The organism is Streptomyces sp. WAC04114 (assembly GCF_019733245.1).
Classification (GTDB): domain Bacteria; phylum Actinomycetota; class Actinomycetes; order Streptomycetales; family Streptomycetaceae; genus Streptomyces; species Streptomyces massasporeus_A.
Genome location: NZ_JAIGQA010000164.1, coordinates 1 through 18846, shown reverse-complemented (window position 1 = coordinate 18846; position 18846 = coordinate 1). Strand labels below are relative to the sequence as shown.

Below are 18846 nucleotides of genomic sequence, written 5' to 3'. Positions count from 1 at the left end.
GGCTCCTTCGGTGCGGCCGGGGCGGGTGCGGCGGACACCTGGACCGGGGGCGGCGGCCAGGTCTTCTCGCCCTCGCGGACCACGGTGATGGAGCGCTGCACCACGTCGTCGAAGTCGAGGACGAGCCGGCCGTCCTTGCCGGGGGTGAGCAGCTTCAGCAGGTTGACGATGTTCGTGCCGTACAACTGCGAGGCCTGGGCGGGGAGCCGGCCGGGCAGGTCGGTGTAGCCGATGATCGTCACGTCGTTGTCGGTGACGACGGCCTTCCCGGCGACCGTGCCCTCGACGTTGCCGCCCTGGGAGGCGGCCATGTCGACGATCACGCTGCCGGACTTCATACGCGCCACGTCCTCGGCGGTGATGAGCCTCGGCGCGGGGCGGCCCGGGATGAGCGCGGTGGTGATGATGATGTCGACGTCGGCGGCCTGCTCGGCGTACAGCTGCGCGGCGAGCCGGTTGTAGTCGTCCGAGGTGGCCTTGGCGTAGCCGTCGGTGCTCACCTCCTGCTCGGCGGTCACCGTCAGGAACTCCCCGCCCAGGGACCGCACCTGCTCGGCCACCTCGGGGCGCGGGTCCGTGGCACGGACGACGGCGCCGAGGCTGCGGGCCGCGCCGATCGCCGCGAGTCCGGCGACCCCGGCCCCGGCCACCAGCACCTTGGCGGGCGGCACCTTGCCGGCGGCGGTGACCTGGCCGGTGAAGAAGCGCCCGAAGGCGTGCGCGGCCTCGACCACGGCACGGTACCCGGCGATGTTCGCCATCGAGCTGAGGACGTCCAGGGACTGCGCGCGCGAGATGCGCGGCACGGCGTCCATGGCGAGCACGGTGATCGGACGGCGTGCCAGTTCCTCGACCAGTTCGGGGTTGAGGGCCGGGCTGATCAGCGCGATCAGCGTCGCCCCGTCGCGCAGCCGGCCGATCTCCTCGCTCGAGGGGGCGTTGACCTTCAGCAGGATGTCCGCCTGCCACGGGTCGCCGAGCCGGGCCCCCTCCTGCTCGTACGCCTCGTCGGAGAAGCGGGACGCGGCTCCCGCTCCCGGTTCGACCGTCACGTCGTACCCGAGCGCGACGAGTCTCCCCACGGTGGCCGGCGTCGCCGCCACCCTGGTCTCGCCCGCAGTGGATTCGGCCGGAATGCCGATCCCCTGGGGTTGCGGTTCCGCTGGGACCATCGTCTGCCTCTCCCGTCGTTCGACTGCCTGTCTGTACGGTCCCCGCATCCTGCACGTTCGACGCGGCATCCGTGGCGGACCGTGGTCACATGGCCAGGGAGGTCGTCCTCACACCTCCCAGGGGTTGCCGAACGAGGCGTTCGGGGGTATTAGTGTGCCGCGCGGGGCGGAAAGAGTCCTGTGATGCGACGTGACACGGCCGGGCGCAGACTGTTGTGGTGACTAGCACGCGCCCGGGGCGCGGCGAGGCCGCGACCCCTTCCCGATCCGCACCGCACCAGAGTGTCGCGCTGGCGGCGATGATGTTCGCCGTCGCCATGACCTTCATCGACCAGACCATCGTGTCGATCGCGGCCCCGGACATCGTCCGCGAACTGGGTCTGTCGTCCTCCGGCATGCAGTGGGTGGTCAACGCCTATCTGCTGGCCCTCGCCGCGTTCTTCGCCCTGGGCGGCCGTCTGGCGGACCTCTACGGGCCGCGCCGGATCGTCGTCATCGGCACGGTGGTGTTCGTCGTGTCGTCGGTGCTGTGCGGCTGCGTCCCCGAGGGCGGCGCCGCGCAGGCCTGGCTGATCACCTTCCGCGCCACCCAGGGCTTCGGGGCGGCGCTGCTGTTCCCGGCGGCCCTGGCCGTGGTGGTGGCGGTGTTCCCGGTCGAGCGGCGCGGGCGTGCCCTCGCCCTGTTCTTCGGGGTGACCGGGGCGCTGACCGCCATCGGTCCGCTGCTGGGCGGCTGGCTGACGAACTGGACCTGGCGCGCCGTGTTCTGGGTCAACGTGCCCGTGGCCATTGTGGCGCTCGTCCTCACGGCGATGGCGCACATCTCCGACCGGAGGCGGTCCGGCACGCTGGACGTGCCGGGTGCCGTCCTGATCGCGGTCGGCATGGGCCTGAGCGTCCTCGGCTTCCAGCAGGCGTTCTCCTGGGGCTGGGGCAGCTGGGCGACCTGGGTGTGCATCGTGGGCGGGCTGGCGGTGCTGGCGGGGTTCGTCCGCTTCGAGCGCGGGGTGGAGCATCCGCTGATCGATCTGCGGGTCTTCCGCGACAAGGCGTTCAGCGTGGACGCGCTGGTGTTGTTCTTCGCGATGCTCGCGTTCGTTCCGCTGTTCTTCTTCGCCTCCGTCTACGCCCAGGTGTCGCTGAGCGCCTCGCCGAACCAGGCGGCGCTGTTCCTGCTGTACATCTTCGTGGGCTTCGCGATCGCCTCCCAGTGGGGCGGCCGGATCCTCGACAAGAAGGGCGCCAGGCCCGCCCTGAAAATGGGCGGGGTGGTCGGCGCCGTCGGGTTCGCGCTCTGGGCGGGCGAACTCACCAACCTGAACATGCACGACCAGTGGCTCTACGCGGCGCTCGCCGGGGCCGGTATCGGTTTCATCCTGGCACCGGCGTCGACGGACGCCGTGAACCGGGCCATCGGCACCTCCTACGGCGAGGTCACCGGCATCACCCAGACCGTGCGCAACTTCGCGGCCAGCGTGGGCATGGCGATCTACGGCACGATCCTGACGCATGCCACGACCGACAACGTCACGGGCACCCTGGAGTCCCGCGGCGTGCCCGCCGGGACGGCGGAGAGCACGGCGCGTGACGTCACCGAATCCGTCACGGGCAACGGCGACGCCCGGCCGCCCACCGGCACCGGCCCCGCTGCCGAGGCGACCCGGGACGCGATGTCGGCGATCCGCATGGACTTCGCGGAGGCCAACCAGTGGGTGTTCTACGGCATGGCCATCGCGCTGGGCATCGCTTTCCTGTGCGCCCTGCGGCATCCGGGCGGCAGGGTGGATGCGAACGCGAAGGTGGAGGAACCGGCGGCGCAGGCCCGCTGACGAGGCCGTCAGGACGTGAAGAGATCCGTCGTCCGCTGCTGGATCTGCTCGGGCGTCAGGTCCTCGATGGTCTGGGAGATCATCCAGAGATGTCCGAACGGGTCGGCGAGGCGGCCCCCGCGCTGCCCGTAGTGCTGGTCGGCGACGGGGTACACCACCGTCGCCCCGCCCCGCAGCATGGCCTCGGCCACGGCGTCGGCGTCGGGCACGTCGAGCGCCATGATCACCGGGCTGCCGCCGAGGGACGTCGGCGCCGGGTCCGCGGTGTCGGCGTCCTTGACCGCGATCGCGGCGCCGCCCAGTCGCAGCATCGCGTGCACGATCCTGCCGTCGGGGCCGGTGTAGCGCTCGATCTCCTCGGCGCCGAGGGTGTCCCGGTAGAAGTCGATCGCCCGGGCCGCGTCGGAGACCACGAGGCGGGCGTGGAGGCGGGTGACGGCGGGTGTGGTGTTTGCATGCGTCATGACGTCACGGTCGCGGGTTTCCGGCGGCGTGGATTGTAGAAAACCGCCGCCCGGACGGTATCCGTCAGCCGCCGAGCGGAACGTGGTTGCGTTCGTGCGGCGATCGCGGTGCGTACGCGGTCGGGGTGATGCCGGCCAGGGCGCGGAACTCGTGGATCAGGTGGGCCTGGTCGTGGTAGCCGCAGTCCGCGGCGAGGACCGCCCAGTCCGGCGGCCCGTGCCCGGCGTTCACCCGGCGCAGCAACCGCTGGAAGCGCCGGATCCGCGCGTACCGCTTGGGCGTCAGGCCCAGCTGTTCGGTGCATCTGCGGGCCAGCCGCCCGGTCGTCCAGCCGAGCCGGTCGGCGACCTCTGCGACGGGTGTGCCGCGATCGAGCCGGGCCGCGGCGAGACGGACCGCCGGGTCGGGCTCCAACGGGCGCCGCGCCCGGTCCGTCAGGGCCGTCTCCAGCACCCGGAGTCCGGCCCGGGGCCCACCGGCTGCCACGGCCTCGAGCAGTCGCTCGCGCAGCACCGCACCGTCCGTGCCCCACAGGTCGTCGAGGCCGACGAGCTGGTCGCGGACCTCCGAGACGGGGACGTCGAGGAAGGGGTGGGCACCGGCGGGCCGGAACGCCACCCACAGGACGGCTCGTTGCTGCGCCGGGTCGATCACGGCCGGTTCCGTGTACGGCCCGTGCAGGGCGGCGCCCCCGGTACGCCGAGGGGCGCCCTTCAACGGCGACGAGGACAGGGCGTCCCCGTCCAGGTTCACCAGCAGCTGCGCCCCACCGGTCGGCAGGGCCAGCTCGGCGGAGTGCGCGAACCGCCCCTCCACATAGCCCATCGCACCGATCACCGCCCCGAGCGCGGGCGCCGAAGGCCGCATCGTCAGGGCGACGGGCGACTCCCCCGCCGTACGAGCCATACGGCCAGCCTACGACCGCGCACCACGGCGGCAGCCGCGTCACCTCCGCCTGCCTGCGCCCTCTCTGGCCTGCGCCGTCTCTCGCCTCCCGGTGGCCGCTAGGCAAATGCGCATATTGCCTCGATTGCACCCCTCGTCGGGCGGGCACTCAGGGCATGTGCACACACAAGACGGCATACGACCGCGCAGGGTCCTGCTCACCGGGTGGTTCAGCTTCCGGGACCGTGAGGCGACCGCCGGGGACGTGCTGGCCCTGCGCCGGGTGGAGGACGTCATGCGGGGGACGGGCATCCCCTACGACGTCGCCTGGAGTCCCCGTTTCCGTCCGGAGGCGCTGCATCTGGACCGGCTGTGGCCCGAGGACTACACCCACCTGGTGTTCGTGTGCGGCCCGCTGCACGGGCCGCAGGTCGAGGAGCTGCACCGGCGGTTCGCGCACTGCGTGCGGATCGCCGTCGGCACCTCGGTGATCGACCCCGGCAGCTCGGCGGTGACCGGCTTCCACCGGGTGCTGCCCCGGGACGGGCCGGACAGCGAGCCGGTGGAGGATCTCGCGGCTCGCGCCCCGGACGTGCCGGCGCGGCCCGTCGTCGGGGTGATCCTCGCGCACGGGCAGCTGGAGTACGGGCAGCTGCGGCGGCACGGGCAGGTCGCCGAGGAGGTGACGCGCTGGCTGGCCGCGAAGGACTGCGGCCGCCTGGAGCTGGAGACCCGGCTGGACACGCACGACTGGCATCTGAGTGCGACGCCCGCGCAGCTGCAGTCCGTGCTGGCCCGGCTGGACCTCGTCGTCACCGACCGGCTGCACGGGCTGGTGATCGCGCTGCGGGTCGGCACGCCGGTGCTGGCCGTCGACCCGGTCGCGGGCGGCGCCAAGCTGACCGCGCAGGCCCGTGCCTGCGGCTGGCCCGCGCTGGTGCCCGCCGAGCAGCTGGACGTGCGCCGGTTGGACCGCTGGTGGGACTGGTGCCTGACCGGCGGCCGGGTGACCGCGCGGCAGATCCGCGACGGGTTCCGCGAGGGCACCGTGCCGGACAGCGCGGACCGGCTCGTCGAAGCGCTGGCGCGGCCCGTTCCCGGTTAGCACGGAGGCCCCACGGGGCACCCGCTGGTACGTCCCCGCCGTACTTCCCCCGCCGCACGTCCCCCTGAAGGAGAGACGGTCCGGCCGCCCGGAAGGAGAGAGCGTGTCCATCGGCCGACTTCCCGAGAACGAGCAGCGCATCCTCGACGAGATGGAACGCGCGCTGCGCCGCGACCGCCGCCTCGACCGCAAGCTGCGCACCCACCGGGTGAGCCGCCGCCCCGACCCGGCCCGCGTCCTGGCCCGTCTGGCCGCCTACCGTCCCCGCGTCTGGACCGTGGCGGTCCTGGTCGCGGTGTCGGCCGGGCTGATGGTGGCCGGGATCGTCACGTCCGAGCCGGGTGTGATCTGGGCGTTCGCCGCGATATGGCCGCTGACGATGTTCGCCGTCCTCCGGTTGATGTGCCGGTGGTGCGGAAGCTGAGAAGCCGCCCCGTCACTCCGGGTCGGCCGTGAACGCCTGCCGGATGGGGCGTTCGTCTGCGAGGACACGGCCCTTCGGCGGCCCGGCCAGCACCGCGCGGACGGCGGTGAGCAGGTCCGGGGCGACGTGGTCGGCCCGTGCGGTCTCCTCGGGGCGGGTGTGCCCGTTCGGGACGAGGATGCCGTGGGCGCCCGCCCGGCGCGCGGCCTGGGCACCGGCGGCGGTGGAGCCGACGACGACGAGTTCGGCGGGCCCGGTGCAGATCCGCCCGCCCGCCCAGAGCAGCATGCCGGGCTCGGGCCCGCGGCAGTGGCACCCGTCGTCGGGGCCGTGCGGGCAGACGGCGAACACGTCGAAGGGGCCGAGGAGTTCGTCGACGCGGTGGTTGACGCGGCGGACGTCGGCGTCGGTGAGCAGTCCGCCCGCGACACCGGGCTGCTCGGTGACGACGCCGGTGCGGATGCCGCGCCCGCGCAACAGGCCGACCGCCTCCCGGGCGCCCTCGAGGGGACGTACGCGGTCGGGGTCGGCGTTGTTCGGGACGTCCTCGACCAGCGTGCCGTCGCGGTCGAACAGCACGGTCTTCACCGGGCTCACGGGGTTGCCTCCTCCTGCCAGGCGGGGGTGTGACGGTGGCGCCAGGCACCCGCCAGCCGGTGCCAGGTCGCGGTGGGCGGGATGAGGACGCTGGTGGCCAGCATCGTCGTCACCTCGTGACGGGTGCGCGGGCCTGGGGCGATGCGGGCCCGGGCGAACTCCGCCGTGCCGGCCGCCCAGCCGAGCGCGCAGGCCGTGGCCGCCCGGCCGTGCCCGGTGGCGGCGAGGGCGCAGGCGGCGACCCCGGCGGTCGTGATGGCCGCGTGGGAGCGGATCCGTCCGCGGGGCGCGACGGCCTTGTCCCACCAGTCGGGGCCGTGCAGATGCCGCATGAGGGCGTCGTCGGCGTTGCCGCGCTGCTGGCGCACGGACGCCCAACGGGAGGCCGAGCGCACGGGGTGGCGGGTGGTGCGGCGGCCCTGCCGGATGCGCCAGCCCGAGTCGAGGACGCGCAACGCGAGGTCGGCGTCCTCCCGGAAGGCGCGCCGGAAGCGTTCGTCGAAGCCGCCGACCTGCTTGAGGACCTCCGTGCGGTAGGCCATGTCGGCGGTGACCCAGTGGGCCCGGACGAGTCCCGCGGTGCCGCGTTCCCAGTCGGTGGGCCGGCGTTCGCCGGGCAGCGGCACGGCGAGGACGCCCTGGACGCCGGCGGTGTCGTGGGACGCCTCGGCGAGGTCCTCGGCCAGCTGCTCGCACCAGCGGGCGCCCACCTGGACGTCGTCGTCGAGGAACACGGTCCACGGCGTGTGCACGGCGCGCAGCCCGGTGTTGCGGGCGGCGGCGGGCCCACGACCGCCGCCGCCCAGGACGATGGTCCGCTCCCGCAGGTCTCCGAGGACGCTCAACGGATGCTGCAGCGGGCCGGGTTCGCGCTCGGTCCGGTCGTCGACGAGGACGATCTCCTCGGGGCGCGGTCCGTTCGCGGCGGCGAGCGCGGCGAGACAGTCGGCGAGGGTGTCCGAGGCGAGGGTGGGGATCACGACGGCGTACGGGGTCATACGGGCGGCCCTCCCTCCGGCGGCGTGCGCGAACTACCGTGCTGGCGAGTGCCGCAGCAGGGCTCCCTCAAACCCCGAGCCAGGCCGTCAGGGAACACCTCGGAGACTATAAACCACGTGTATACACGCGATATATAGTCCCGGCATGCCTTCTCCGACCCAGAAGATGAAGAAAACGGGGACCGCGTTCCGAACGGCCGGGACGCTCGCGGCGACCGCCGCCCTCACCCTCGCCCTGAGCGGCTGCACCGGGGCCGACACCACCTCCCCCAGCGCCGTACGGGCCCGCCCGGCCACGGACATCGAGACGGTCCGCTTCGGTGCCGTCGACTGCCGTGAGGTCAAGTGCATCGCGCTGACCTTCGACGCCGGGCCGAGCGAGCACTCCGCACGGCTGCTGGACATCCTGAAGGAGAAGCAGGTCCCGGCGACCTTCTTCCTGCTCGGCAAGCGGCACATCGAGAAGTACCCGGAGCTGGTGCGGCGGATGGCCGACGAGGGCCACGAAGTGGCCAGCCACACCTGGGACCACAAGATCCTGACCGAGCTGAGACCCGAGGAGATACGCGAAGAACTGGAGCGCCCCAACGAGGAGATAGAACGCCTCACCGGCCGGCGCCCGACCCTGATGCGCCCGCCGCAGGGCCGCACCGACGACACCGTGCACGCCATCAGCCGTGAACTGGGCCTCTCCGAGGTGCTGTGGAGCGTGACGGCCAAGGACTACCGGACGACCGACTCCGACCTGATCACCCGCCGGGTCCTCGCCCAGTCCTCCCGGGACGGGATCATCCTCCTGCACGACCTCTACGACGGAACGGTGCCGGCGGTGCCCGGGATCATCGACGCGCTGAAGGAACGCGGCTTCGTCTTCGTCACGGTGCCCCAGTTGCTCGCGCCGGGGAAGGCGGAACCGGGCGAGGTGTACCGATAACTCCCCGCCGGTTCCCTACGATCGGGGGGTGGCGAACTTCCTGCTCGAACGCACCGTCCCGCTCCCTCTCGACGAGGCGTGGCGGCGGATCACACGGTGGCCGCGACACGGCGAGGCGGTCCCGTTGACGGTGGTCAGTCTGGAGCCGCCCGGCCCGACGCGTGAGGGGTCACGCGTCGTGGCCCGCTCGGGCGCCGGGCCGCTGGTCTTCGAGGACCCGATGGAGGTCACGGTGTGGCAGCCGCCGGGGGACGGGACAGCGGGGGTGTGCCGGCTGGAGAAGCGGGGCCGTGTGGTGCTCGGGTGGGCCGAACTCGAGGTGAGGCCGGGGCCGGGGGGCCGTACGCGGGTGATCTGGCGTGAGGAGATCCGGATCCGGTTCCTGCCGTCGCTCTTCGACGGCGTGGTGCGGCGCTCGTCGCGGTACGTCTTCGGCCGGGCCCTGAACTGCCTGCTCCGACAGCCCTGACGAGCCGTCGCCGGTGGGGCGGTTCCCGGCCGGGCCTCAGGCCACCGACCCGATCCGCCCTACCGCCTGCGACCCCGGCTCGTGGTGGATCGGCGTGTGCGCCCCGGTCAGCGAGACCCCGCTGCCGCCCCGCTTCCCGGCGACGATCTCCGACGCGATCGACAGGGCCGTCTCCTCGGGCGTACGGGCCCCGAGGTCCAGGCCGATCGGCGAGTGAAGCCGGCTCAACTCCAGTTCGGTGACGCCCACTTCCCGCAGGCGGGCGTTGCGGTCCAGGTGGGTGCGCCGGGAGCCCATGGCACCGACGTACGCCACCGGCAGGCGCAGCGCCAGCTTCAGCAGGGGCACGTCGAACTTGGCGTCGTGGGTGAGGACGCACAGCACCGTACGGGCGTCGACGTCCGTGCGCTCCAGGTAGCGGTGGGGCCACTCGACGACGATCTCGTCGGCGTCCGGGAAGCGCGTCCGGGTCGCGAAGACGGGGCGGGCGTCGCACACGGTGACGTGGTAGCCGAGGAACTTGCCCATGCGGACCAGGGCGGAGGCGAAGTCGATCGCCCCGAAGACGATCATGCGGGGGGCCGGGACCGAGGACTCGACCAGGACCGTGAGGGGCGCCCCGCAGCGAGAGCCCTGCTCGCCGATCTCCAGGGTTCCGGTGCGCCCGGCGTCCAGGAAGGCGCCGGCCTCGGCGGCGACCGTGCGGTCCAGTTCCGGGTGGGCGCCGAAGCCGCCTTCGCCGGAGCCGTCGGGGCGGACGACGAGGGCCCGGCCCGTGAGTTCGCGCGGGCCCGACACGATCCGCGCCACCGCCGCCGCCTCCCCGGTGGCGGCGGCGGCGAGCGCGGACCCGACCACCGGGCGGACCGGATCGGCGGCCCGAACCGGAGTGACCAGAATGTCGATGACACCGCCGCAGGTCAGGCCCACGGCGAAGGCGTCGTCGTCGCTGTATCCGAAGCGCTCCAGGACGGTTTCGCCGTCCCGCAGCGCCTGTTCGCACAGTTCGTAGACCGCGCCCTCCACACAGCCGCCGGAGACCGAGCCGATCGCCGTGCCCTCGGCGTCCACCGCGAGCGCGGCGCCGGGCTGCCGGGGCGCGCTGCCGCCGACGGCCACCACGGTGGCCACGGCGAAGTCACGGCCCTGCTCGACCCACCGGTTCAGCTCCTCGGCGATGTCCAGCATCTGTCTCGGTCTCCTTGGGGTTGCGGCGGACGGGGCTGTCAGTGGACGCCCAGCCAGCTCTCGATCGGGTTGAGGGCGAAGTAGACGACGAACACCGCCGTGAGGATCCACATGAAGGCGCCGATCTCACGCCACTTGCCCTGGGCGGTCTTGATGGCGACGTAGGAGATGACGCCCGCGGCGACACCGGTGGTGATGGTGTAGGTGAACGGCATCAGCACGACCGTGAGGAACACCGGGATGGCGGTGGCCCGGTCGGCCCAGTCCACGTGCCGGGCGTTCATCAGCATCATGGCGCCGATGACGACCAGGGCGGCGGACGCGACCTCCTGCGGCACGATCGCGGTGAGCGGGGTGAAGAACAGGCAGGCCGCGAAGAACAGGCCCGTGACCACGGAGGCCAGACCGGTGCGGGCGCCCTCGCCGACTCCCGTGGCCGACTCGATGAACACCGTCTGGCCGGAACCGCCGGACACGCCTCCGATCGCGCCGCCGGCCCCGTCGATGAACAGCGCCTTGGACAGGCCCGGCATGCGGCCCTTGTCGTCGGCGAGCTTGGCCTCGGTGCCGACGCCGATGATGGTGGCCATCGCGTCGAAGAACCCGGCGAGCACCAGCGTGAAGACGATCATTCCGACCGTCATCGCGCCGACCTCGCCCCAGCCGCCGAACCGCACGTCCCCGAAGAGCGAGAAGTCGGGCATGGACACCGCGCTGCCGTGCAGTTCGGGTGCGCCGCCCGCCCACTGCCGGGGGGCGATGACACCCGCCGCGTTCAGGATCGCCGCGACGACCGTGCCGCTGACGATGCCGATGAGGATGGCGCCCGGAATGTTCCGGGCCTGGAGCATGAAGATCAGCAGCAGGGTCCCGGCGAACAGCAGCACGGGCCAGCCGGCCAGTTCGCCCGCCGGGCCGAGCGCGAGAGGCGTGGCCTTGCCCTGGTGCACGAAGCCCGACTTGTAGAAACCGATGAGAGCGATGAACAGGCCGATGCCCATGGTGATGCCGTGCTTGAGCGCGAGCGGAATCGCGTTCATGATCATCTCGCGCAGGCCGGTGACGACCAGCAGCATGATGACCACGCCGTACATCACGCACATGCCCATCGCCTGCGGCCAGGTCATCTCGGGTGCCACCTGGGAGGCGAGGACCCCGGAGACCGAGAGACCGGCGGCGAGGGCCAGGGGGACCTTGCCGACGAAGCCCATGAGCAGGGTGGTGACCGCCGCCGCGAACGCGGTCGCGGTGATGAGGGCCGGCTGGGCGAGCGTGACCCCGGCGGCGTCCTTGCCGGACAGGATCAGGGGGTTGAGCAGGAGGATGTACGCCATCGCCATGAAGGTCGTGATGCCGCCGCGCACTTCACGGGCGACCGTGGACCCTCTGTGGGATATGTGGAAGTACCGGTCGAGCCAGGACCGTCCGGCCGGGACGCGGGTGCCTTCACCCGCGTCGTCGGCTGTGGTCCTCGGCTCCAGTGATTGCTGGGTCATGGGTGCCGTCTCCCAAGTTTCAAAGGGGGTTGGGATGTTCACGACCCGGGGGACGGCCCGAGACGAACAAGGGGCCCTGGGGGACGAAGCCCCCAGGGGGACGTGACTGCTCAGCCCTCGGAGAGCTGGGTGCCCGTCAGGTGCTCGGGCCTCACCGGAGTCCGGTTCAGCTCGAGCCCGGTCGCGTTCCGGATCGCCGCGAGGACGGCCGGGGTCGACGACAGGGTCGGTGCCTCACCGATGCCGCGCAGCCCGTACGGGGCGTGCTCGTCGGCGAGTTCGAGGACGTCGACCGGGATGGTCGGCGTGTCGAGGATGGTGGGGATCAGGTAGTCGGTGAAGGAGGGGTTCTTGACCTTCGCCGTCTTCGGGTCGACCACGATCTCCTCCATGACGGCCACGCCCAGGCCCTGTGTGGTGCCGCCCTGGATCTGGCCGAGCACCGACAGCGGGTTGAGCGCCTTGCCGACGTCCTGGGCGCAGGCCAGCTCGATGACCTTCACCAGGCCGAGCTCGGTGTCGACCTCGACGACGGCCCGGTGCGCGGCGAAGGAGTACTGCACGTGCCCGTTGCCCTGCCCGGTGCGCAGATCGAAGGGCTCGGTCGGCCGGTGCCGCCACTCCGCCTCGACCTCCACGGTCTCGCCCTCCAGCACGTCGGCCAGGTCGGAGAGGACCTCGCCGCCGTCGGTGACGACCTTGCCGCCCTCCAGGAGCAGCTCGGCCGTCGCCCAGGCCGGGTGGTAGGAGCCGAACTTGCGGCGCCCGATCTCCAGGACCTTCTCGCGCACCAGCTCGCATGAGTTCTTCACCGCGCCGCCGGTGACGTAGGTCTGCCGGGAGGCCGAGGTCGAACCGGCGCTGCCCACCTGGGTGTCGGCCGGGTGGATGGTCACCTGCGTGACGCCCAGCTCGGTGCGGGCGATCTGCGCGTGGACGGTGACGCCGCCCTGGCCGACCTCCGCCATGGCGGTGTGCACGGTGGCGACGGGCTCGCCGGCGACGACCTCCATGCGGACCTTGGCGGTGGAGTAGTCGTCGAACCCCTCGGAGAAGCCGACGTTCTTGATGCCTACGGCGTAGCCGACGCCGCGTACGACGCCCTCGCCGTGCGTGGTGTTGGACAGGCCGCCCGGCAGCTGCCGTACGTCGGCGCCCTCGCTGGACTCCCACTGGCGCTCCGGCGGCATCGGCATCGCCTTGACGCGGCGCAGCAGTTCGGCGACCGGGGCCGGGGAGTCGACGGGCTGTCCCGTCGGCAGGAGCGTGCCCTGCTCCATGGCGTTGAGCCGGCGGAACTCCACCGGGTCCATGCCGAGCTTCGCGGCGAGCTTGTCCATCTGCGCCTCGTAGGCGAAGCACGCCTGGACCGCGCCGAAGCCGCGCATCGCGCCGCAGGGCGGGTTGTTGGTGTAGAGGGCGATGGCCTCGATGTCGACGTCCTCGACCACGTACGGGCCGACGGACAGGGAGGAGGCGTTGCCGACGACCGCCGGCGAGGCGGAGGCGTAGGCGCCGCCGTCCAGGACGATCCGGCACCTCAGGTGGGTGAGCTTGCCGTCCTTGGTGGCCCCGTGCTCGTAGTACAGCTTCGCGGGGTGGCGGTGGACGTGCCCGAAGAACGACTCGAACCGGTTGTAGACGATCTTGACGGGCTTGCCGGTGCGCAGGGCCAGCAGGCAGGCGTGGATCTGCATCGACAGGTCCTCGCGGCCGCCGAACGCGCCGCCGACGCCGGAGAGCGTCATGCGCACCTTGTCCTCGGGCAGGCCGAGCACGGGCGCGATCTGGCGCAGGTCGCTGTGCAGCCACTGGGTGGCGATGTAGAGGTGGACGCCGCCGTCCTCCTCCGGTACGGCGAGGCCGGACTCGGGGCCGAGGAAGGCCTGGTCCTGCATGCCGAAGGTGTACTCGCCCGTGACGATCACGTCGGCCCGCTCCCGGGCGGCCGTGACGTCACCGCGGACGATCGGCTGGCGGTGCACGATGTTGGGGTGCGGGACGTGCCCGGCGTGGTGGTCGTCGCGGTTCTCGTGGACGAGCAGCGCGTCCGGGGCGGTCGCGGAGGCCTCGTCGGTGATGACGGGCAGCTCGCGGTACTCGACCTTGATCTTCGCGGCCGCCCGGCGCGCGGTCTCCGGGTGGTCGGCGGCGACCAGGGCGACCGGCTCGCCGTGGTGGCGGACCTTGCCGTGGGCGAGGACCGGGGTGTCCTGGATCTCCAGCCCGTAGTTCTTCACGTCGGTGGGCAGGTCGTCGTACGTCAGCACGGCGTAGACGCCCGGCATGGCCAGGGCCTCGCCCGTGTCGATGGACACGATCTCGGCGTGCGCGACGGTCGAGCGCAGGATCTGCCCCCACAGCATGTCCTCGTGCCACATGTCGGACGAGTACGCGAACTCGCCGGTGACCTTGAGGGTGCCGTCGGGGCGCAGCGTGGACTCGCCGATGCCGCCCTTGGTCCGGGAGCCCTGGGTGATCTTCGTGGGGGTTCCACTGGGGGACGCCATGATCAGACCGCCTCCGACTGCCGGGCGGCCGCGAGGCGGACCGCATCCATGATCTTCTCGTAGCCGGTGCAGCGGCACAGATTGCCCGACAGCGCCTCGCGGATGTCCGCGTCGCTCGGCGTCGGGTTGCGCTCCAGCATCTCGTCGGCCGCGACCAGCAGGCCGGGCGTGCAGAAGCCGCACTGGACGGCGCCGGCGTCGATGAACGCCTGCTGGATCGGCGAGAGCTCGGTCCCCTCACCGGTGTGCGAGTCGCTGCCCTTGGCCTCCCACTGCTGGGCGTTCTGCAACGTCGTCCCCCCGCAGGCGCCGGACGCGCAGCCGCCCTCGGCGCGCTGCTTGGCGAAGTCGGCGAGCCCCTCGACGGTGACGACCTCGCGGCCCTCCACCTGCCCGGCGGCGACCAGGCACGCGCACACCGGCACACCGTCCAGACGGACCGTGCACGAGCCGCACTCGCCCTGCTCACAGGCGTTCTTCGACCCGGGAAGGCCCATGCGCTCCCTCAGCACGTACAGCAGGGACTCGCCCTCCCACACGTCGTCGGCTTCCTGCGGACGGCCGTTGACCGTGAAGTTGACACGCATCACGCAGCTCCCTCGGTGAGGCGGCGGGTGCCGCGGTAGGACTCCCAGGTCCAGGTCAGTGTGCGGCGGGCCATGACGCCGACCGCGTGGCGGCGGTAGCTCGCGGTGCCCCGGACGTCGTCGATCGGGTTGCAGGCGGCGGAGCACAGGTCCGCGAACTGCTTGGCGACCGACGGGGTGATGATCTGCCCGTTGTCCCAGAAGCCGCCCTCCTCCAGGGCGGCGTTCAGGAACTCCTCGGCGGCCTTGGCCCGGACGGGTGTAGGGGCGGCCGAGCCGATCCCGGTCCGCACGGTCCGCGTCTCGGGGTGCAGCGCGAGCCCGAAGGCGCACACGGCGATGACCATCGCGTTCCTGGTTCCCACCTTGGAGAACTGCTGCGGCCCATCGGCCTTCTTCACGTGTACGGCGCGGATCAGCTCGTCGGCCGCCAGCGCGTTGCGCTTCACGCCCGTGTAGAACGCGTCGATGGGGATGAGACGGCTCCCGCGCACCGACTCGACCTCCACCTCGGCGCCCGCGGCGAGCAGGGCGGGGTGGGCGTCACCGGCCGGGGAGGCGGTGCCGAGGTTGCCGCCGACGCCGCCGCGGTTGCGGATCTGCGGGGAGGCGACCGTGTGCGAGGCGAGGGCGAGACCCGGCAGCTCGGCGCGCAGATTCTCCATGATCTTCGTGTACGGCACGGAGGCACCGAGCCGCACGCTGTCCTCGCCGACCTCCCACTCGGAGAGGTCGCCGATGCGGTTCAGGTCCAAGAGGTACTCGGGCCGGCGGTGGTCGAAGTTGATCTCGACCATCACGTCGGTGCCACCCGCAATCGGCACAGCTGTGGGGTGCTCGGCTTTCGCGGCGAGCGCCTCCTCCCAGCTGGCGGGGCGAAGGAAGTCCATGACCGGCTCTCTTCTTCGTCTTCTCGTGGGGCGTTCAGATTGAGCCAATCCGTGTGCGGCGGTCCCGGCTCGTTCATGTGCTGTTAACGCGTAGTGGCCTCAGTACACAGCGCGTTGCGCCGACCGAGTCAGTCACGGAAACCATGAAGGAGTTGGCTGGCCAGGACAGGCATCTTGTAGATTCGTATGAACGGAGGTCCACAGAAACCTCCTCGTTCTCCTGTGGAAACACGCGACACGGCCGCGTGACCTGGGACACAGCCCGGCCAGGGTTTGATTTCGAGACAAAGAACGGCGGCGACGAGAATGCGGCTGCGCGCACTGCTGGACACCGACGCGCTGGGCCTCAAGCTGCTCGGCGGCGAGGACGAGCTGGACCGCACCGTGCGGGGTGTGATGACCACCGACCTCCGCGACCCCAGCCGCTACCTCGCGGGCGGCGAGCTGGTGCTCACGGGCCTGGCCTGGCGCCGGGACGCCGACGACTCGGAGCCTTTCGTCCGAATCCTGGTGCAGGCGGGTGTCACGGCCCTCGCCGCGGGCGAGGCCGAGCTCGGGGACGTCCCCGAGGACCTGGTCGTGGCCTGCGCCCGGCACCGCCTGCCGCTCTTCGCGGTGCACGAGTCGGTGGCGTTCGCGACCATCACCGAGCACGTCGTACGGCAGGTGTCCGGCGAGCGCGCCGGCGATCTCGCGGCGGTCGTCGACCGCCACCGCCGGATGATGACCTCGGGGCCCGCGGGCGGCGGCCCGGACGTGGTCCTGGACCTGCTGGGCACGGACCTGGACCTGCGGGCCTGGGTCCTCTCCCCCACCGGCCGCCCGATCGCCGGCTCGAAGGCGGCGGGGCCCGCCCTGCCGGCCGAAACGTGCGCCCGGCTCGCCGGGGAGCACCTGGCCGCCACCCGCACGGGCCGCCGCGGCCCGCACCGCGTCGCCCTGGGGGCCACGACGTACTCCCTGTTCCCGATCCGCTCCACGGGCCGCTCCCCGCAGCCGGCCCGGGACGTCCGCGAGACCGTCCTGTCGGACTGGCTGCTGGCCGTGGAGGCGGACGCCGGGGACTGGCCCGAGGAGCGCCTGGACCTGCTCTACGGCGTCACCCAGCTGATCGCGGTCGAGCGGGACCGCCGCGACGCGGCCCGCACGGTCCGCCGCCGCCTGGCCCAGGAGGTCCTGGAACTGGTCCAGACGGGCGCGGCACCCGCCGAGATCGCCGCCCGGCTGCGCGTGGCCGCGCCGGTGCTGCTGCCCGGCCTGGGCGCCGCGCCGCACTGGCAGGTCGTGGTGGCCCGCGTCGACTGGGAGGGCGAGGAGATCGAGGGCGGCCCGGTGGCGCAGGCCCTGCTGGAGGAGGTCCTCGTCGACCCCGCGGTCGCCGGGCCGGAGCACTCCGACCGCATCGCCGTGGCCCACACGGGCGGCGAGGCCATCGCCCTGGTCCCCCTCCCGGCCGTCTCCGCCGAGCACGACGGCTCCGAGACGGGCGTTCTCGCGGACGTGCTCCTGGCATCGGTACGGGAGCCCCTCACGGCCGGCCTGAACGACGACGGCCGCCTCACCCTCGGCGTCAGCGCCGCCGTCCACTCGGCGGAGGGCCTGCGGGGCGCGCTGGAGGAGGCCCGCCACGCCCGGCGCGTCGCCGCGGCCCGCCCGGGCCGGGTCTGCGCGGCCGGCCACCAGGAACTGGCCTCGCACGTCCTGCTGCTGCCCTTCGTCCCGGACGACGTCCGCCGGGCCTTCACGGCCCGCCTCCTGGACCCCCTGCGCGAATACGACCGCCGCCACCGCGCCGAGCTGATCCCCACCCTGGAGGCCTTCCTCGACTGCGACGGCTCCTGGACGCGCTGCGCCACCCGTCTGCACCTGCACGTCAACACGCTGCGCTACCGGGTCGGCCGGATCGAGCAGTTGACGAGTCGTGATCTGTCGCGGCTCGAGGACAAGCTGGATTTCTTCCTGGCACTGCGCATGAGCTGATACGCGGGGTGTCCCGGCGGCAAACCCGGGGCACCCCCGAGTCCCACGACTTTGTGAAATCCTTCACCCACCCCCTTGGCCCGGCCCGCCGATTCGTGCTGAGATGCCGCCACCACTCAACAGCTCGATGGCGTGCTCGGGGAGGGCAACGTGGCGCATACCGCCATGTCTGGTAACGGAACGACCGCCGGTGACGATCCCCTCCAGACCGCGGTATGGCGGCTGCGCTCCCGCGGGTGCTGGGCCGACGCGGCGGCCCTGCTGCTGCCGGCCACACCGGCGGCGGCGCTGCAACGCGCGTCGCTGCTGGTGGAACGGTGTCTGTACACCGAGCAGGGCTGGGAGGAGGCCGAGGACGCGCTGCGCACGGCCGAGGCGATGGCCCACAGCGACGAGGAACGCGGCGCGGCCGCTTGTGAACGCGGGTACTTGGCCTACGCGGCGACGCTGCTCGCGGTGCGGGACCGGGCCGACGAGGCGCGGGCCGCGCTGGGGCGGGCGGCGGCGCTGGTCCCTCCGGGGGCTCCGGCGCGGGCTCTGCTGGACTTCCGTCGCGGGCTGCTGGCGGAGAACCTGACGAGCGCGCCCCAGGCCGCCCGGGCCGCGTACCGCCGGGCCCACGCGGGCGCGACGGCGCACGCCGACCCGCTGCTGCTGTCCTTCACATGGCGTCACCTCGCGGGACTCGCCCTGCGGGAAGGGGAGTTGGCGGAGGCGCGGCACGGTTTCGCGGAGTCGCTGCGGATCCGGGAGGAGCTGGGCTATCTGGTGGGCACGGCCCCGGCGTTGGTGTCCCTGGCCGACACCGAGACCGAGCCGGAGGCGTCCCGGTTGCGCGAGGAGGCCCGCCGCCTGTTCCGCCTCCTCGGGGGCGTACCGACGTGGCTGTCCCGCCAGTTGGCTCCTCCGGTTCCGCCGGCGGCGACGGCTTGACGCGTTGCTGCCAAGGCCGGGTGGGCCGCAGCCCGGCGTAGCGGGGTGCCCCCCAAGCTCTCGGCTTCGCTCGAGCAGGGGGACCCCCACGCCCACCCGTGCCGCCCCCCGCGGCACGCATGCCCGCGGCTGAGCGGCGCGTGCCCGCAGCTGGGCGCGCCACGACGCTCCCGCACCCGCCGTCGTACGCGAGGGGCCGTGTCGGGGGGTGTCCGCCCGCAGCGGTTGGCGCGTCAACGGACAGTCAGTCGGTATGAAGGTCCATCGCGCCGTTCCGAGGACGGACACCCCCCGGCGCGGCCCCGACCCACCCTCCAGGCGAAGGCGAAGGCGAAGGCGAAGGCACCACTCAGCCGGCAGCAGCCGCCCCCGCGAAGTGCTCCC

General features: G+C 72.6%; 17 protein-coding genes. 7 read left to right on the top strand and 10 right to left on the bottom strand.

Translation table 11 applies throughout. The features are described 5' to 3' along the window. On the bottom strand, window positions 1-1172 hold a 1172-nt coding region (locus tag K4G64_RS31025; RefSeq protein WP_221759262.1), incomplete at its 3' end, for a Re/Si-specific NAD(P)(+) transhydrogenase subunit alpha. Between the two features lie 218 nt (window positions 1173-1390). On the opposite strand from K4G64_RS31025, the gene K4G64_RS31020 reads away from it, so the two are divergent. Further along, on the top strand, window positions 1391-3001 hold the full coding sequence (locus K4G64_RS31020) for an MFS transporter (RefSeq protein ID WP_374206462.1): 1611 nt from the start codon (window positions 1391-1393) through the stop codon (window positions 2999-3001). Between the two features lie 8 nt (window positions 3002-3009). Here the strand turns inward: K4G64_RS31020 and K4G64_RS31015 are convergent, their stop codons facing one another. Continuing rightward, window positions 3010-3465: a glyoxalase/bleomycin resistance/extradiol dioxygenase family protein gene (locus K4G64_RS31015; RefSeq protein WP_221759261.1), complete on the bottom strand. Its 456-nt coding sequence runs from the start codon at window positions 3463-3465 to the stop codon at window positions 3010-3012. A 64-nt stretch (window positions 3466-3529) separates the two neighbouring features. Then, entirely contained in the window at window positions 3530-4372 is an 843-nt protein-coding gene (locus K4G64_RS31010) for an AraC family transcriptional regulator (protein WP_221759260.1), read from the bottom strand. 157 nt (window positions 4373-4529) lie between these two features. Here K4G64_RS31010 and K4G64_RS31005 point away from each other — a divergent pair, with 157 nt between their 5' ends. Together K4G64_RS31005 and K4G64_RS31000 are read left to right on the top strand one after the other, a co-directional pair. Continuing rightward, the gene (locus K4G64_RS31005; protein WP_221759259.1) at window positions 4530-5456 is read left to right on the top strand and encodes a polysaccharide pyruvyl transferase family protein; all 927 of its coding nucleotides are present in this window, start codon (window positions 4530-4532) and stop codon (window positions 5454-5456) included. A gap of 103 nt (window positions 5457-5559) precedes the next feature. Next, window positions 5560-5880, top strand: a complete 321-nt coding sequence (locus K4G64_RS31000) for a DUF3040 domain-containing protein (RefSeq protein WP_221759258.1) — start codon at window positions 5560-5562, stop codon at window positions 5878-5880. Window positions 5881-5892: 12 nt separating this feature from the next. Here K4G64_RS31000 and K4G64_RS30995 read toward each other — a convergent pair whose 3' ends face one another. Both K4G64_RS30995 and K4G64_RS30990 read right to left on the bottom strand, forming a co-directional pair. Further along, on the bottom strand, window positions 5893-6477 hold the full coding sequence (locus K4G64_RS30995) for an HAD family hydrolase (protein ID WP_221759257.1): 585 nt from the start codon (window positions 6475-6477) through the stop codon (window positions 5893-5895). Continuing rightward, window positions 6474-7475, bottom strand: coding sequence for a glycosyltransferase (locus K4G64_RS30990; protein ID WP_221759256.1), 1002 nt, complete (start codon window positions 7473-7475; stop codon window positions 6474-6476). Before K4G64_RS30990 ends, K4G64_RS30995 begins: the two co-directional genes overlap by 4 nt. 166 nt (window positions 7476-7641) lie before the next feature. On the opposite strand from K4G64_RS30990, the gene K4G64_RS30985 reads away from it, so the two are divergent. Together K4G64_RS30985 and K4G64_RS30980 are read left to right on the top strand one after the other, a co-directional pair. Next, window positions 7642-8409 (top strand): polysaccharide deacetylase family protein, encoded by a 768-nt coding sequence (locus K4G64_RS30985; protein WP_221759263.1) that lies wholly within the window; start codon window positions 7642-7644, stop codon window positions 8407-8409. Between the two features lie 28 nt (window positions 8410-8437). Then, window positions 8438-8878, top strand: coding sequence for an SRPBCC family protein (locus K4G64_RS30980; protein WP_221759255.1), 441 nt, complete (start codon window positions 8438-8440; stop codon window positions 8876-8878). A gap of 36 nt (window positions 8879-8914) precedes the next feature. Here K4G64_RS30980 and K4G64_RS30975 read toward each other — a convergent pair whose 3' ends face one another. The 5 genes from K4G64_RS30975 to K4G64_RS30955 all read right to left on the bottom strand — a co-directional run bounded on the left by K4G64_RS30975 (window position 8915) and on the right by K4G64_RS30955 (window position 15549). Then, window positions 8915-10066 carry an XdhC/CoxI family protein gene (locus tag K4G64_RS30975; protein WP_221759254.1) on the bottom strand — a complete coding sequence of 384 codons (1152 nt, stop codon included), beginning with the start codon at window positions 10064-10066 and terminating at the stop codon, window positions 8915-8917. A gap of 38 nt (window positions 10067-10104) precedes the next feature. Continuing rightward, a complete protein-coding gene (locus tag K4G64_RS30970) occupies window positions 10105-11562 on the bottom strand; it encodes an NCS2 family permease (protein WP_221759253.1) in 1458 nt (485 codons plus the stop codon). A gap of 110 nt (window positions 11563-11672) precedes the next feature. Then, on the bottom strand, window positions 11673-14072 hold the full coding sequence (locus K4G64_RS30965; RefSeq protein WP_221759252.1) for a xanthine dehydrogenase family protein molybdopterin-binding subunit: 2400 nt from the start codon (window positions 14070-14072) through the stop codon (window positions 11673-11675). 2 nt (window positions 14073-14074) lie between these two features. After that, window positions 14075-14659: a (2Fe-2S)-binding protein gene (locus K4G64_RS30960; RefSeq protein WP_221759251.1), complete on the bottom strand. Its 585-nt coding sequence runs from the start codon at window positions 14657-14659 to the stop codon at window positions 14075-14077. Then, a complete protein-coding gene (locus K4G64_RS30955; RefSeq protein WP_221759250.1) occupies window positions 14659-15549 on the bottom strand; it encodes a xanthine dehydrogenase family protein subunit M in 891 nt (296 codons plus the stop codon). The genes K4G64_RS30960 and K4G64_RS30955 overlap by 1 nt, the downstream gene beginning before the upstream one ends. A gap of 306 nt (window positions 15550-15855) precedes the next feature. Between K4G64_RS30955 and K4G64_RS30950 the strand changes: the two genes are divergently transcribed. Together K4G64_RS30950 and K4G64_RS30945 are read left to right on the top strand one after the other, a co-directional pair. Continuing rightward, complete coding sequence (locus K4G64_RS30950) at window positions 15856-17529, top strand: PucR family transcriptional regulator (protein WP_221759249.1); 1674 nt, start codon at window positions 15856-15858, stop codon at window positions 17527-17529. Window positions 17530-17694: 165 nt separating this feature from the next. Then, a complete protein-coding gene (locus K4G64_RS30945; RefSeq protein WP_221759248.1) occupies window positions 17695-18462 on the top strand; it encodes a hypothetical protein in 768 nt (255 codons plus the stop codon). Window positions 18463-18846: the final 384 nt, after the last annotated feature.